This is a genomic window from Muribaculum sp. NM65_B17, from assembly GCF_004793735.1.
GTDB classification, from domain to species: domain Bacteria; phylum Bacteroidota; class Bacteroidia; order Bacteroidales; family Muribaculaceae; genus Muribaculum; species Muribaculum gordoncarteri.
Map to the genome: position 1 here is coordinate 103,825 of NZ_SRYY01000004.1, position 16,731 is coordinate 120,555.

Below are 16,731 nucleotides of genomic sequence, written 5' to 3' on the forward strand. Positions count from 1 at the left end.
AACAGGCATTATCAGCGATTAACGTAGATGTAGTATTCACCGGGGGCGAGCTTGACGGGGAACTCCTCGGTCTGACCGGTGAAGAAGTTGACCGTGGTGGCGTTTCCTTCGGGAACCTTGCCCTTATAGGTTATGTTCTTAGTCTTGTTGCCAAGGTTGGTAAACACATAGACGGTGGTGTTGTCGACCGAACGGCTGAATATGTACAGGTCGTCGCTCGTGGTGGGGTAACGCACTATCTCGCCGCCATGTACTCCGGCCTGCAGAGCGGGCTGGGTGTGCTTGAGGTGGTTAAGCTTCTGGTAAAACTCGAAGTAGCGGTTGCGCGGTTCCCAAGTGGGAGGCACATCCTTCTTGAAAAATTCCAATGCGCGGTTGAGTCCTGTTTCCTGACCTGTGTATATGAGCGGCATTCCGGGAAGCGTGTAGCTCAGCACGGCAAATGCATCGGTGAGATTGCCAAGACGCTCTTGTGCGGTGCCCTCCCATGAGTTGAGGTCGTGATTGGTTATCATGTTCATCAGATAGCTGTCGGTGGGATATTCCTCAGCCTGACGCTCAAGCAGCGAGTCGATTGCCACAGCCGACTTGGCGGGAAATGTCTTTACGGTGCCGTCCTCGCCCTTGAATGTGTATTGCCCCTGCGTGGCCGCGATTTCGCTGAAGAGGTCCTTCATGGGCCAGTTATAACCCATGTTGAATCCGTTGACCTGAAGTTCGGGCTTGCTGGCTTCGGCGAGCATGAACACTTCCTTTACCTCGTCGAGCTTCGGGCGGGTTTCGTCCCAGAAGTCGGTAGGCACTTCACCTGCCACATCGCAGCGGAAGCCGTCGACATCGACATCGGTGAGCCAGAATTTAAGCGCGTCGACCATTGCGGCACGCATCTCGGGATTATTGTAATCGAGTTTGTAGACATCGGTCCAGTCGTAGGGGCCTACCATGTTTCCGAGCGAGTCCTTCACATACCAGTCGGGGTGCTCAGTCACCCATGCATTGTCGCGGCCTGTGTGGTTGGGGACCCAGTCGAGGATCACCTTCATGCCGAGGTCATGTGCCTTGTCGACAACCTTCTTGAACTGGTCGATTGTACCGAATTCGGGGTTGAATGCCTTGTAGTCCTGTACGGCATAGTAGCTGCCAAGCTCTCCCTTGCGGCCGTCGACCGATATGGGATGGATGGGCATGAACCACAGAATGTCGACACCAAGCTCCTTCAATCGCGGAAGTTCTCGCTCAAAGGCGGTAATTGTTCCACTGTCGGTGTATTGGCGCAGATTTACTTCATAGATGACAGCATTCCTGCTCCAATCGGGTTGTTTAAGATTGGTATAGGTACTGTCGGCCTGAGCGAGCGCCGCATCACTTTTTTTACGTGTAGTGCAACTCGCTACGATAAGTGCTGCCGCTCCGGCAGCCAAAGCTAAAAATAAAATTTTTCTCATGATTGTACCGTTTTTGAAGTTGTAATCGCAAATATAGCGATTATATCGATTTTCTACAATGCTTTATAGCAATAAATTAACAAAAACATTTGCGCGATATAAAATTGGGGACAAAAAGGCCAATATCAACGGAAAATAGATGGGTGATTGGTCGATAGGAGCGGGGGAAATGAAAAAGCGGCTTCGTGAAGCCGCTTTTTCACCAAATCAATTATTTAATCCGTCATTATGTGGAATTGAGGTGTTAATTTTCAGGTCGAATGTTAATAAGTCGATAGCGCAACATCGAGGTGCGGGGCAATAGCAGATAACCGGGATACAAGTCGTTTTCAGTTATCTTGTCCAAGCCCATATCAAACTGATAGGCAAACGAACGTGTCCTTCCGTCAATATTCAGCTCGGGATATTTGTCTTTCAGGTCCAATGCACCGAAATTGGATGTCCAGTAGGAAACCCACTTGGTGATAGGATACTTTGGATCAAATCCGCGGTCATTAATGTTGTGAGCTTTGTAGAACGCATCAAGCTTCTCCATTACCTGATATCCCACTATCGAGGGCACACACCATGAGTAGCTGTAATCATTAGCGGCGCCGGTTCCCGGCGTAGGACGAGAGGGAAGCGTTGTCATATTAACTAAAGATGAAACAGACACATTATTGCCGGGATAGGGATAATATTGCTGGAAATGGTTTTCCATCGCTGCGTGCATCATGCAGCTGCCTCGCGAGTAATCAATGTGCTTGCCATCGTTCCAGCCTTTTCCCGTAGGCAGATAATTCTTGGCATATTCCACATGCCCCATACAATTATCACCCTCAGGTTTTGGGTCGATAAGATGGTAGACATTCTCAAAGCCGGTGTCCTGATTGCTGTCGAGCAACACACCATTGAATCCCCACTGCATGGGATCACGGTCGACGCGGTCGACATAGAACACGAAATCTTTTCCCGTGCCAAAGTCATGATTATAATACTTTTCAATCATGGCCTTGGCCTTAAGCAGGTTTTCATCAGTAGGATAATTATTCAAGTCAGCCTGCGTGATTGAGAATGTAACAGGTCGATACTGTGTAAATTTAACAACAACCTCAGTCTTATCGCCACCGTTACCAACACCCGAAAACGTAACTTCACAAGAACGTTCATTAGCTGTGGTCGAATTATCATTAGGCAAAAGCGGTTGCACATAGAACCACATCTGCTTGTCGTCAACAGTTTCAAAATCATTGGCTCCACCGGTGTTAGATACCTGTGCCCATTCATAAGTGTTACTCGGCTTTGCTCTTACGTATACAAATGTAGCTGTCGGGCCGCTCATTTTCATTTTTTTCATAATTTCCGAAATGTTGCCGGTGAACTCGACACAGAACATCTCGCCGCCACCGCCGACAACCATATTGGCATCTCCGACAACCTGCGATGTCTTAGTTTCAGCGTCAACTCGCCATGTCTGGTTATTTTCAGTAATTCCCGTGCCTGAAAGAGTCAAAGAAAGCTTATAATGGGTATTACGCTCCACATCGAAGTTGCGGAACTCATTGCGTCCAAGGAAGAAACGCCATGTGGCAGTGCCTTTCTCGCGAATCTCAGGACTGCCATTGTACTCTTCATATCGCATATAGTCGGCATTGATTTCGATATAGGAACATGCCTTGGTGTTGGCCTCGATTGAGGCCTTGTCACGATCCACGCCGGCAGGACGCTTGTAGCGCTGGTCGGTTTCATCGGCACCGAAAGCATCGCCGCCGTGCATGTTCTCATACAGGAACAGCGGCTGTACTGTCACATCGTTGTAATCGCCGTCGGTATAGTGCTTGCCTATAGTTGTCCTATAACCCATTTCATTTCCAAAATCGGTCCAACTTTGTGTATCGGTTCCCACCAATCGGTAGCCGCCCGATATCAAAGCACCTCCTTTTCGGTCGCCATACTCGCTTACCGAACCTTCTATCGGCACAAGGGGAGAGGCCTCAGCGGTTATTTTGTTTTCACGGCCTATGGTGCAATATACAGGAACGTTGCGCAGACTCACATCTTTCACATCAATCACCACGCCTTTGTACAACCCCGAGCCGTCTATGACCAGCGTTACCATCGCCGCCGTACGATTCAGCTCGATTTCCACATTACGAGTAACCTCGCCCGGCTTATCGGTGGGCGTAGTATAGTCACGCTCTATCTCTCCAAACATTCGGTTGGACATCACTACCGTGCTGTGGGGATTGCCGTTTATATCGGTGCTTGTTGAGGAAGTCTTTAGATTTCGCAACTGCGTCACCGTGTTTGCATCGTTGGGTTCTATGGCTCTGCCCCAATTGGCCACGGCATATATGAGGCAAGTCTTTAAAGGTATGGCAGGATGATTCTCCCAATATTTGTCGGTGAAATTGAGATGAAACTCCCGGTACTCATTGACATCCTCATAAGTAATGGTGACTCCGGGGACTATTTCATATCCGCTCGCATTGACAGAGGCAAAGGGCAGGTATATGCGGTCGCTTATTGCATCGCCTATGGCGATAAATATGTTTATATCGTCCATTGTATCAAAGTCCGATGCAACAGCACGTGAGCCGGGAGCGGTCACCGACAGTTCAGGCATCTTGACCTTGATAGTGACCGAACTACAATCAGCCGACCCAGACTCGTCGGCAAATTCATCCCTGACGCATGAACTTGTGGTGAACATCATCCACAAAAGCAGCATCACAGGCATGATATATCTGAAGTTCTTATATTTCATAGTCAGTTGATTTTCTATATTATAAATCCGGCTCGATTTCTACAGCTATCCATCCGTTTATCGTAATGACAATAGAAGATTCACTTATCTTCACCACTACGTTATAATTTAGTTCACGGTCAAAGTCTTCCTGAGTGTTGTAGTGACCGGTGGCCATCATGGTCTGCACCAGGTCCTTGTCAAAGACTTTCTTTCCGTTCTTATTCTTTACAGTCAACCCAAACGGGCGTCCTATCACCAATCGCAACAGATTCAACTCCGACACAGCCTTGCCGGGCGATGTATATGTGTTATATGGCTGATTTATGATGGTCCGGGCCTTCTTGCCAAAGCTGTTGTCGGCCAAGTAACGGGCGTTGGTGCCCGTACAGTACACTTCATAGGGAGCATCGGTTGCGTCGGCCCGATTCCTGCCCACCGACTGATCCTCGACCGTAACGGTCAAGTGCTTGGTGTCCTTTATCAAATCGACCACGGCGGCCGTTTCAGGATTGAACGTGGAAGTCACTTTCTTCAGGCCGTGGTAAAGGTTGTCAAGATCAATCAAAGGCTCTCCGTTGTTCTCGGCAGTGAGCATGAAGTTGTCAATGTGTGTAACCCCTTTCTTCAGCTCGCTCTGAAATACCGTTTCATCAGCGTTTTTCTCGCCGATGCTATAGGTCGTGAGTGGGCCTGCCCATGTCACGGTGGTGTAATTGCCCGGAGGTAAAGGCAGCCGCATCTCCCAGTCGTTGGTAAGATGCTTGCCCGCGTCGGAAAAGCAATCGTAGTAAATGCCGTTTTCGTCAAAAACATAAACGGTGACTTTACCTACCTCAGCACCGAAAAGGTTGGTGGATTCCGGATTTAGCGAGTAATCATACTTCAACAGGACTCCGGGGTTACATTCGGAGAGATCTTCCCTGATGCAGCTTGACGCCAAGCATAGCAACGAGGCCGACAGAAGTATTGTCTTAAATGGATATTTCATCGCAAGTGATTTATATATAAATGCAATAATTCATTAAAAATGGAAGAGAAGGAGAAGAGAGGCAAGGATGGCATCATGAAACAAGGACGCACATCCTTGCCTCTGCTTTGTCAGAGATAATCACTTTTGCTTACAAAAGCAATCTACGGCAATTTAATTAGTTAAATTCAGGTTCAATAGGAACACCGGTCCATTGTGCTACTGTTACAAGAGCTTCTATGGTAACGGCTTCCTCATAAGGATTTTCGGTAAGATTAGTAGCATCGAAGGTGCAATTCTCGATTTGATAAGCGTGACCTCTTTCGATAGATTCCAATTTATCTTTTCCTTCAGCACTTGGAGTCTTAAGCTTGTAAGAAGCAACGGTCAAGAAACGAGTTTGTCGTGCTTCGATATTGGCATATTTAACATCCAGCTTGATGACCATGTGAGGAGGAACACCACGCAATGCTGAATAGCCCCACCATTTTGTAGTAGCCTTAGGCGACACTTTCCAGATTTCACCTACGGTAGTTGATGCTGCCGACACGGCATTGCCATTGGTTGCATCATAAGAAGGTTCATTGCACATGAAATCATAACCGTCTGCTGTGTATTTAGCAAGTGTATAATTATCAGCTACACTGCCGTAATCCTTATGAGGTCTATTATCATCAAGGCTGCCCTGTAGCTCACCTTCGGTATAGAAATTGTTCATGTAGATACCCAATACATTGAAATTCTCGATGTCATTACCGAGATAAGTGTCAGGAGCTGTCTTTGCGATGAAATTCTTAACCTCCATACGTGCGGCGATAGGAACCAATTCAACCTCGATAGGCTTAGAAAGATCTTTGCCAAAGTAAGATGTCAAGCCTGTAAGGGTTGAAGATTCATTTGAAAACTCGGTAAAATCTTCCTTATATTGGTTTTTTAAGAAAATCTTAGTTGCACGGGCCTCGCTCAATGTACCTGTTCCAATAGGATTGTTGCTCATTTCATTGGCGATGATGTATATGGACTGTGCCGAAGCGGGTACACCTTCCAAAGTAATGGTTGTCTGGTGAGCGTCTGATTTCAAATCTTCGATTGCCTTTGCACGTGCAGCGTCATCCCATGCATAGGGTACATACTGTTCGCTACCGTCGTAGAACATGATTTTCAGATTTTCAATGGTGTTATACTTGCCAACGGCAGATTCACCCAATGAACGACTCTTGGCAGTTCCAATCGACAGGGACACATATACCTTACTGTCCTTATCGGGAAGTTGAGCATCGTTGTCATCACTACTACATGCTGCGAATGTCAAACCGAGCAATCCCAGCATAAATAATTTGTTAAACTTCATAATAAATTTAAATAGTTAAAAAATAATTAGGAATGAATATGTATTTGGTAAAATCAATAATCAGCCATGACACCTTCCAGCTGGCTCAGATTAGCAGCCGCTTCGGCCCATCCGGCATTCTTGGCTCGCGACAGAGCCTCACGCGCCTTGTCGAGCTGCCCGTTGCGGGCATAGGCCACGCCGAGCGCATTGAGCACCTGTGGATCGCTGCTGACCTTCGAGCCCTCAAGCAGCTTTATCGCTCCGGCAACATTACCTTGCTCCATTTCCATACGTGCCGCATTGACCACCACCGACGCATCGTCGGGATAGATGCGAGCCGATGTGAGAATGGCCTCGCGATAGCCGTCGGTGCCTTCGCCGTAGGAGTCGGCCACCTTGTATATCTCGTCCACGCTCAGGAGGTCGGGGCGTGTCTTAAGCTGCTTCTTTGCCTCGTCGATGTCGAAGTTGCACACATTGTACTCTACACGGTACTCGTTGCGGCGCAACGGCCCGTACATTTCGTTGAGCAGTCGCTGATATATTTCAGGGGGAACGAGATTCTTCAGCTTCGCCTCGCAGTCATCGCGGTCGCCGTCGCAGTCATCGATTATTTTCAGCACCTCGTCCACCTTAAGCAGTCGGGGATGCTTCATGACCTCCTTACGCAGTCCTTCCCAGTCCTCGCCTACACCGGTGACATGCCACAGCGAGTGGTCGACACTGGTGTTTTCCTTCATGTAAGCAGCCAGCGCGTCGGCGCGTGTCTGCGAAAGCTTCAGGTTGTAGGCCTCCGATCCCTCGGGCGAGGCATAGCCTGTGATATAGATGCCGGTTATCGTGAGGTCGGGATTGCCGTCGACCATGTTGATTGAAGCAACCACGTTGTCGAGCTCCTGCCTGTTATCCTTGAAGTCGGGATCAATGTTAGAGCTGTTCTGACGGAACTGGAGTCGTGCCGTGCGAGTTTCAGCTCTCTCCTTCACCGGTTCGGGTGCCACGACAGCCTTGCTCACGCGGTAGTCGGGAGTAAATGGCGCCAAGGCCTTGTCGCCCTCGGCCATTGCCTGCTCGGCGTGCCCCTCCTTGCAGTTGGCGCAACCGTACACCACCTCTCGCAGCTCAATGCGTCCACCAAGCATCCATGGCTCATAGGGCAACGCCGCCTGATAGTCATAGCTTTGCTGCTGTCCGTTCTTGCGGTATATCACCGCCTTTGCGGTTCCGTCGTGATAGGGCGGCATGTCGACACTCTTGATCTGCTTGGCTCGCTGATACATCTTGTAGCGCGTGCGTCCGTCGATTACCAACGCGGGGAACGCCGCCTCACGGCTTCCGTCGTTCGACATCAGCACCGGAATCAGCGCCACCGACTGCTGGGTGCGCATCTTAAGCCTACTGAGGTCGACAACCATTTTGAGCCTGACTTCCCGATTCTGTCGGGAAACCTCGCGGTTGCTTATGTCGATATCGTTCAGATAGCCCGCGGCATTGTCGGCCTGAAGAGTCAGGTGGCCGAATCCCAATATCAGAAGAATTATGGATAAATATATGTATTTCATTATCGTTACACTGTTATTTAATAATGTATATCAAAGAGATGCCCGCATTGGTAGGCCCGAAATAGTGTTTATGACGGCTTGCCTTGAAAGCACCGCATGTGGCACAATCATATTGGTCAAACTTCGTGTAGACATAGCCTATGCCGATATTGGCCTCAATATTCCAGCGCTTGCCCAGAAGCCAGGAGTAGCCGTAGGAGATGCCTGCGCCTGTAGCCCAGCCCTGATAGCGATGATCCTTAGTCGACTTGCTGCGAAACGGAATCCTGATTCCGCTGACATTGTAATAGACATAGCCTGTGTTAACGCCGAAGAAATGTCCGTTGAAGCGTTCACAAAGCCAATAACGGTACTCAGGCATCACCATCCAATGCTTCAACTTCTTGTTGCTATCCTTGTCGAGAGTCCACGGATTGTAGCCACCCGCGATGTTAAAGGTGGAGTGCTTACCAAGACCGAATTCCATGCCAAGGTTAGGCGTAGTACTTGACCAATACAGAAGATTGGTCTTCAATGCGATATCCTGCGCGTTGAGGGCGTTCGCACACCAACAAATTGCAAGAAAAACACCGAAAATTAATCTTTTCATATAATACTTCTTATTGAGATATCACTTTTGTATTACCCACTCACAGGTACTTGTCATGTCACAGAACGACATGACAACGCGCATCCTTGCCAAGGGCAAAGACGGTTGCTTAGTGCATTTTGAATCGGGAACATAGCTGATTGCCCGAGAGGTCGAGCGACCAGCGGGGAGCGAGCTGAACTTCGGCACCGAGATTGACGGTGAGGAGTGCGTCATAGACGAGATTGGTCTTTAATGCCACCTCCTGAGCCTTCATGGTATGTGTCGAAGCCAGTAGCGCAAATAGCAAAAAAATAAATTTCCGCATTTTTATTTACATTTTTCAAGAATGAATAACAATAACCGTGTATAGATCAGATGATTGGTTTGCAATCGACTAATGTGTAAAAAACAAAACAATTTACGACCACCAAGCATCTCTTGCTTAGAGATACTTAAGTAACTTTTTTCATTGCCAACCAATAATTTAGACCGTTGGAAAGTGTGTGATTACATAGCAGGTGCCCGATTTTGGCTTTTAACAATTTTAATATACGATTTTCTGTGAAAATTTAAGAGAAAAATATTTCATCCCCGAAAGAAAAAATTTTTGGGCCATGAGTCACTCTTGCTTAGAGATACTTAAGTAACGGCAAAAATAGGCATTAACGCTGATATAAACAAGTATTTAGATTAAATTTAACACACAAAAATTTACATATTGTTAATTGTACAATTTGATTTCCGTATTGACAGTTGGAAATTACCCCTCCCTATAATTTATTGATATATAGGTAATTATGACGGATGTTCCTCTCTAAGCAAGAGATGCTTGGTAATCGTAAATTGTAACTCTCTCTCGGATGTTAATTTAAAGCCCATATCTAATCGTTTGATAACAAGGGCAATATCCCGGATTTTCGTCGCAATTTGACCAACATATCGTAAGTTATTTTTTGAAAATGTAATATAAAAATGAGAAGAATCATTTTTTTGCTATTTGCACTACTGGCTTCTACACACACCATGAAGGCTCAGGAGATAGCACTCAAGACCAATCTCGTCTATGACGCACTCCTCACAGTCAATCTCGGTGCCGAGGCCAAAATTGCCCCCCGATGGTCGATCGACCTTTCGGGTAATTTCAACGCATGGACTCTCGATCATGGCAAGAAGTGGAAGCACTGGATGGTGCAGCCCGAGGCTCGCTACTGGTTCTGTGACGCTATGGCAGGACACTTTGTAGCAGCCCACGCACTTGGCGGACAGTACAATGTGGGACACATCGACATGGGAAGCCTCAACTTCCTCGGAACCAATCTCAAAAACCTCAAGGACCACCGCTACCAGGGATGGTATGGCGGACTCGGCGTGGCCTACGGCTACTCGTGGATTCTGAGCCGTCACTTCAACATCGAGGCCGAGCTGGGTGTGGGTTGGATTTACACGAAGTTTGACACATTTGAGTGTGCCGGATGCGGCCGTCGCGTCAACACCGGACGCTCCCACAACTACGTAGGCCCCACAAAGGCCGCAATCAACCTGGTCTACGTATTTTAAATTCAACACCCCCCACTTCATCACAACCATTTCCACTATTCAGCTGATTATGAAGCAGATTATATTGAACTTGGCACTGGCTGCCTGCGCTCTGTCGGCAGCAGCAGCCGACCCGGTAAGCGACATAAATGTCGAACGCTCCGAGAGCAACCTCATCGTCAACATGACAGTCGACCCCCAGCAGGTGACCTCGCGATCCAACCGCGAGGAGTGGCTGCGTCCCGTGATTACCAACGGTGTCGACTCGCTGCGACTGCGACCCGTAATTGTGGCCGGACGCACACGCTACTACCAGCACCTGCGCGCCGACGGCAACAACGCCCCCTACGTGATGCTGCGCTCGGGCAAGGGCAATCCCTACGCCTACTCCGAGGTAGTGCCCTACGCCGACTGGATGGAGATGTCGACGCTCACCCTTGAGCGCGATGTCGACGGTTGCTGCGGCGACGCACTCGAGGCATCGTCATCAAGCGAGCTCGCCCGGCTCGACTTCACCCCGCAGACATTTGAGCCCCTCATGGTCTACGTGAAGCCCGCCGCCGAGGCCGTGAAGACACGTGAAATCCACGGATCGGCCTACATCGACTTCCGCGTCAACCGCACCGACATCGACCCCGGCTACCGCCGCAACCCCGAGGAGCTTGCCGCAATACGCGCCACAATCGACGCTATCAAGGGCGACAAGGACGTGACCATCACATCGCTATCGATCAAGGGCTACGCCTCGCCCGAAGGCCCCTACGCCAACAACGAGCGGCTCGCCAAGGGCCGCACCGAGGCTCTCGTCGACTATGTGCGCAACCTCTACAGCTTCCCCGCAGGGCTCATGACCACATCGTGGGAGGCCGAGGACTGGCAGGGACTCGTCGACTACGTGAAGAAGTCGACCCTCGCCGACCGCGACGACATTCTCGCCCTGATCACCGACAACAGCCTCGCCCCCGACGCCCGCGAGTGGCGGCTAAAGTCGCGCTTCCCCGAGCAGTATGCATTCCTGCTCAAGGAGGTGTATCCCGCGCTCCGTCACAGCGACTACGCCGTCAACTACAACATCCGCAACTACACCACCGTCGAGGAAATAGCCGCAGTGATGGCCTCGGCTCCGCAGAAGCTGTCGCTTGAAGAGCTCTTCCGCCTCGCACAGAGCCTCGACAAGGACTCGCCCGAGTTCCAGGAAGTTATGGAGGTGGCAGTGAGAATGTATCCCGACTCGCCCGTAGCCAATCTTAACGCCGGACTCACCGCCATAGGCCACGACGAGCTTGACATGGCACGCGCCTATCTCGCCAAGGCCGGCAAATCGCCCGAGGCCGACTATGCGCGCGGAATCCTTGAAGCAAAGGCCGGCAACTACACCCGCGCCGTGGAGCTGCTTCAGGGCGCCAAGGGTGTTGCCGAGGCTCAGGCTGCAATCGATCGCCTGCGCGAACTCAAACTTATTGACTGATCTAATCACAGTGTGTGAAAATTAATATTTGTTTAATCACTTTTTATAATTAATTGCAATGAAAAAAATTAACTTTCTTTTCGGAGCACTTGCCGCCTTGGCAATGGGCGGCGCTGTAACAGCATGTTCCGACGATGACCTTGACAAAGGTATCGACAATGGCGTGGCAGAGGTTGACCAAACCCGCTATCTTTCTGTCGCAATCAGCACTCCTTCAGTTGCAGGTAGCCGTGCAGCTGGTGATGCTCCTACAGACAATTTTGATGACGGCTCTAAGAATGAGAGCGAAGTAGATGAAATTATCTTTGTATTCTATGATGGTGCAGGCAATCCCACTGCTACAATGAAAACCATTACAGATGAAAAATTGGCAAATGGATGGACTGACAGCTATACCGATGCAAATGTAACTCGCTTCTGGAGTTCGGTAATCCCCGTTGAGCTTACTCAGGGACAAACAATTCCTTCTTATGTAATGTGCTATGTCAATCCTATTGACAAAACAGGCATTGACCGTATGACTTTAGCTGAAGTTGAAGCCGATACTCGTGTTCGCATAAAAGGAGCCGGAACAAACGGAAAATTTGCAATGAGCAACTCCGTTTATTATGGCAACAATCCTATTTCAGGAGCAAAAAATGTTCGCATGATGGCTACCCCCATCATTGAAAGCCAATTGTTCAAAACTCCGGGTGAGGCTGATGACGCAGTAAAAGCTGCTGATCCTGAAGCAGCCGGCGTACTTCAGATTTATGTTGAACGTTATGCTGCAAAAATTGGATTGAATATGCTTCCTGCAGCTATCAAGCCCTATGCTGTAAACGTTAAAGACGGCGATAACTGGGTTCCAAAGAATATCATTTTCACTCCTAAATGCTGGCGCCCGAATGCCATTGACATGAAAACATTCGTCACTAAGGCATTCTCTACCGGAAAACAGCTCCCTCTCGACCCCACAAATACAGCTTCATTCCAGGATATGACAACTGCATTCGCCAATTCAGGTATGCCTGGTGAGGGTTTGACCGGATGGAACGATCCTGACAACTTCCGTAGCTATTGGGCATGCTCTCCCTCTTATTTTGCAAATGCCTATCCCAAAGTTTCTGATAACATCACCGATGTAACTGATAATGGCGGAGCTTATCCTTATGCTCTTAAATATTTTAATTACACCGAATTTGTGAATGGTATAGAATCTAACGAAAATCCTGCCGAAGCCGGTATTACATGGGACCCAACTAATGGTTTCAATGCTAATCCTGGAAGCTATAATGCCGGAGGAACAACAAATGTTCCATCTTCAGGATACTTCTATTCTCGTGAAACAACAGCCTCTATAGATAACATCAAGAATGCTGCTATGAACAGCAAGGCTGTCGTTGCTTCGGCTGTGATAGTAGGTAATTACAAACTTGAAGGAGAAGCAGCAAATGGTGATTTCTACTTATACGGAGTATTTAATGGCCGCCCCAATTACTATACTACATCAGACATCAAAGATGCTATGATTGAAAATCAGTTAGTAATATTTACTGATAATGCGTGTACAAATCCTGCAACAACAGCTAATCTCTTTGTAGTTGAGCATCCCAAAGCATCAGTTCGCCAAGTCACTATTCCGGCAGAAAATGAAGGTGAAGAGGATGAGGTTGTAAAGGAAAATGTTCCCGGACGTTTGGTTACACTGCAACTTAGCGCCGTACCCGAAGGACAATCTTTATTCTTTAACAATAATGGAACAATAGAACTTATAGATGCAGACAATATCGATGAAGCTAACCGTCTTCTTTGGAAGACCGTTTCAACTGCTCAGATGTTCCACAACGGCCTTGCATTCTTCTCAATTCCTATCCGTCACCTTGGATATGGTAAAAATGTAACTGCAGCCAACGGCCCTCTTACCGATATAGAAGGAGCTGAAGCCGGTAGCGCTAATGTTTACAATTGGGGAAATATGCGTCGTGGTGACTTCGGTGTTGTCCGCAACCATGTTTATACTCTTAATGTAACAGAAATCAAGGGTCTTGGCACCGGTCTTCGCAGCGATGATCAGCCCATCGTACCCCCGATGGACCCCGAGAGCTACTGGATCGCCGCTCGTCTTAACATCCTTTCTTGGCGCGTTGTGCCTGCACAAGGCGTTATCCTCTAATCGGCCTATTTCGCGTGACTTGTCACGCAACAAATAAAATGGTAAAATGATTTGATATTCAGCAGAGGGGAGCCTTCAGGAGGCTTCCTCCCGAAGTCCCTCCGGGGCTCCCCTCCGCTTTTTCTCTCTCAGCGCAAGCAACCTCTCCCCGAAACCCGGAAGCAACTCGCAGCCCTCACCAAGGCCGCAAACGAAGCCGAAGCACAAGCATCGACTCCACCCAACAACGACAACAACGAGGCCCCGCTCAACCGAGGCCCACAACAATATAAAGGCGGAAACGCCCCACAACAACGACAAAACAAAAACAACAACGATATAACATTGACCAACCGTTATGAAACTTACTTGCATCCGACACCTGACGGGCATCATCACCTTGCTATGGGGCGTTATCGCCTTCGGGTCGCTGTCGTCGTGTGACAGCGCCATATATGACGACGAGGGCGACTGCTCGGTACACTACCGAGTCACCTTCACCTACGACATGAACATGAAGTGGGCCAACGCATTTCCCCACGAAGTAAAATCGGTGACCCTCTACATCTACGACCGCAACGGCCAACTCGTCATGAGCAAGACCGACAACAGCGCCGCACTCGCCTCGCCCGACTACTTCATGGATGTGGAAGTGCTCCCCGGCAAGTACGATCTCCTCGTGTGGGCCACCGGCAAGTCACCCATGGACAATCCCACCGCATTTGAAGTAGCATCGTCCGCCCCCGGAAGCGCCATGAGCACCCTCGGAGCCAAGATGCCCCTCGACGGCACCGCCGATGCAGGCCTCTATGTCGACCGTGACATCGTGCCCCTCTACCACGGCATCATGCGCGGAGTCGACTTCCCCGACACCTACGGCAACGTGACGCTCGGCCCCGTAAGCCTCACCAAGGACACCAACGTGATGCAGGTGCTCCTCCAGAACACCGACGGCACCACAATGAAAGCCGACGACTTCAGCTTCTACATCACGGCAGCCAACAACGAGCTCGACTACCTCAACAAGGTAGTGTCGACAACGCAGTTCAGCTACCGCCCATGGGCCATGACACTCACCTCGGCATCGCTCGACAAGCCCGAAGCCCAGGCCGCCTCATCGACACCCGCACGCGCCCTGACCGAGGCCAACGGCATCCTCGCCGAGCTGTCGACAGGCCGCCTCATCGACACCCGCACCCAGCGACTCGTAGTGCGCCGCAACTCCGACGGCGAGGACATCATAAACATCAACCTCATCCAGTATCTGCTCATGGTCAAGGGCGAATACAACCGGCAGATGAGCAATCAGGAATACCTCGACCGCAACGACAACTACTCGCTCATGTTTTTCGTCGACGACAACCGCAACTGGTACATAGCCGGCGGAGTCTACATCAACGGATGGCGCATCGTGCCCCCTCAGGACACCGAGCTATAATCGACAACGTGACACAGCTAAAATCAACTCCCAAAAAATTTTACTTGAATCAATGACCCGATTTTACAATAAATTCCTCGCCGCAGCCTCGGCAATGATGCTGACGCTGACGGGCTGTGTCAACGAGGACTCACCATGTCCCGGCGACGGCGACGATGGCACAAAGGTGACGCTGCAGTTTACAGTGATGACCTACAACCCCGCCGCCTCGCGCGAAGCGCAGCAGTCGCGTGCCGACGGCGACACGACCGAAGGCTCACTGCTGTCGCGCGCCGGCGATGACTGCTATGACGACCTCCAAGGCTCACCCGCCGAAAACTACATTAACACGGCCGACTGCCAGTTTCTGCTCTTCGATGCCGACCGCAAGCTCCTGCGACCCATCTTTCCCGAAATAACCGGCAAAGACGATGTTCAGTACACTTATTACACAATCAAGGCATCAATCACCGAACCCTACTTTGACGAAGCCGTAAAGGCCGACCGCGACCAAATCGACTTCTACATCATGGTCATCGCCAACAGCCACTCAACCGGCCTCGACGGCCAATACCCCGGCTTCACCCCCGGCGTGACCACCATCGACGACATCGCCGCACAACGTGTAACGTTCAATCAGCCTGTAGGCTATTATCTCGGAGGCCCCGGAGGTGAATATCGCCCCTGGACTCCCTCCATCGATGAAAATCGCCTTATCCCCATGGCCGGACTACAGAAATTCACCGTATCGGCCACGCAGCTTAAGGAGTCGACCTACGATGTTCCTGTCTACCTCTCCGACGAAAATGCCAATGGCAAAACCATAGATATGCTCCGCGCAATGGCTAAAATCGAGGTGATCGACCGAATCGATGTCACGGGGACATTTGACCCCGCATCCAATGCCAACCGGTTCCATGTCGACAAAGTCGAGCTCTTCGGATGGTACAACAGCGGAACAATAATGCCCTATATCAACAACGGGAACTGGAGCACCGCAGCAGGCGAATGGAGCATGGATTCATCGGGCGATGTCAGCCTCCCCACAATCTCGCCAAAATCGGGATACAATTTCCCGGTGACAGGAGCGCAACAAAAAACCGATAATTTCGGTAGGCCCATATACAACGATGACGGAACCCCGCTCATGGATGATGTTAAAGGACCCGAAATCACCTTTTCCGAAGATGACGATGCCACAGCCCTGCGCGCCGACAAGTGCATCGTGTGGTCGGGATATGTGGTAGAGTACTCAAAAGCATTGGTAGGAGTAATGGACCATGAATATGAACGCTACCCCTTTATCGAGGTGACGGTCAGCAACCCCAATTCCGGAGGAATGGACGACTCACCGATATTCAAAATGAAACTTGCAGACTATAGCAACGGACAAGTCGTAGGCGATGGAATCGACTTCCTGCTGCGCAACCACATCTACCGCTACGAGATTACCGGCGTTAACAGCGAAGCCAATATAATCGAGGTGGGCTACACTGTGTGTGACTGGGACAATCGCACGGTCGACATCCCTACATTTAATTAATCTACAAATACATACTGATTATAAGAC

General features: G+C 49.7%; 13 protein-coding genes. 6 read left to right on the forward strand and 7 right to left on the reverse strand.

Annotation, left to right across the window (positions count from 1 at the left end):
• Nucleotides 1-11: 11 nt before the first annotated feature.
• The 7 genes from E5354_RS07175 to E5354_RS07205 form a co-directional block, all read right to left on the reverse strand.
• Nucleotides 12-1,445, reverse strand: a complete 1,434-nt coding sequence (locus E5354_RS07175; RefSeq protein WP_123394793.1) for an alpha-amylase family glycosyl hydrolase — start codon at nt 1,443-1,445, stop codon at nt 12-14.
• 244 nt (nt 1,446-1,689) lie between these two features.
• Complete coding sequence (locus tag E5354_RS07180; RefSeq protein WP_135946930.1) at nt 1,690-4,191, reverse strand: hypothetical protein; 2,502 nt, start codon at nt 4,189-4,191, stop codon at nt 1,690-1,692.
• A 19-nt stretch (nt 4,192-4,210) separates the two neighbouring features.
• Nucleotides 4,211-5,161 (reverse strand): FimB/Mfa2 family fimbrial subunit, encoded by a 951-nt coding sequence (locus tag E5354_RS07185; protein WP_123394795.1) that lies wholly within the window; start codon nt 5,159-5,161, stop codon nt 4,211-4,213.
• Between the two features lie 157 nt (nt 5,162-5,318).
• Nucleotides 5,319-6,491, reverse strand: coding sequence for a fimbrial protein (locus tag E5354_RS07190; protein WP_135946932.1), 1,173 nt, complete (start codon nt 6,489-6,491; stop codon nt 5,319-5,321).
• Nucleotides 6,492-6,544: 53 nt separating this feature from the next.
• A complete protein-coding gene (locus tag E5354_RS07195) occupies nt 6,545-8,035 on the reverse strand; it encodes a DUF3868 domain-containing protein (protein ID WP_123394797.1) in 1,491 nt (496 codons plus the stop codon).
• Nucleotides 8,036-8,048: 13 nt separating this feature from the next.
• Nucleotides 8,049-8,624 (reverse strand): DUF3575 domain-containing protein, encoded by a 576-nt coding sequence (locus E5354_RS07200; RefSeq protein ID WP_123394798.1) that lies wholly within the window; start codon nt 8,622-8,624, stop codon nt 8,049-8,051.
• 109 nt (nt 8,625-8,733) lie between these two features.
• Nucleotides 8,734-8,931, reverse strand: a complete 198-nt coding sequence (locus E5354_RS07205; protein ID WP_135946933.1) for a DUF3575 domain-containing protein — start codon at nt 8,929-8,931, stop codon at nt 8,734-8,736.
• Between the two features lie 647 nt (nt 8,932-9,578).
• Here E5354_RS07205 and E5354_RS07210 point away from each other — a divergent pair.
• From E5354_RS07210 to E5354_RS07235, 6 genes are read left to right on the forward strand one after another with little or no spacing between them, the layout of a single operon-like run.
• The gene (locus E5354_RS07210) at nt 9,579-10,163 is read left to right on the forward strand and encodes a DUF3575 domain-containing protein (RefSeq protein ID WP_135946935.1); all 585 of its coding nucleotides are present in this window, start codon (nt 9,579-9,581) and stop codon (nt 10,161-10,163) included.
• A gap of 49 nt (nt 10,164-10,212) precedes the next feature.
• Nucleotides 10,213-11,610 carry a hypothetical protein gene (locus E5354_RS07215; RefSeq protein WP_246863761.1) on the forward strand — a complete coding sequence of 466 codons (1,398 nt, stop codon included), beginning with the start codon at nt 10,213-10,215 and terminating at the stop codon, nt 11,608-11,610.
• A gap of 58 nt (nt 11,611-11,668) precedes the next feature.
• A complete protein-coding gene (locus E5354_RS07220) occupies nt 11,669-13,765 on the forward strand; it encodes a fimbria major subunit (protein WP_135946937.1) in 2,097 nt (698 codons plus the stop codon).
• Nucleotides 13,766-13,816: 51 nt separating this feature from the next.
• A complete protein-coding gene (locus tag E5354_RS07225; protein WP_135946939.1) occupies nt 13,817-14,188 on the forward strand; it encodes a hypothetical protein in 372 nt (123 codons plus the stop codon).
• Entirely contained in the window at nt 14,103-15,182 is a 1,080-nt protein-coding gene (locus E5354_RS07230; protein WP_135946941.1) for a FimB/Mfa2 family fimbrial subunit, read from the forward strand. Before E5354_RS07225 ends, E5354_RS07230 begins: the two co-directional genes overlap by 86 nt.
• 52 nt (nt 15,183-15,234) lie before the next feature.
• Complete coding sequence (locus tag E5354_RS07235) at nt 15,235-16,704, forward strand: hypothetical protein (protein ID WP_135946943.1); 1,470 nt, start codon at nt 15,235-15,237, stop codon at nt 16,702-16,704.
• The last annotated feature ends 27 nt before the right edge of the window (nt 16,705-16,731 follow it).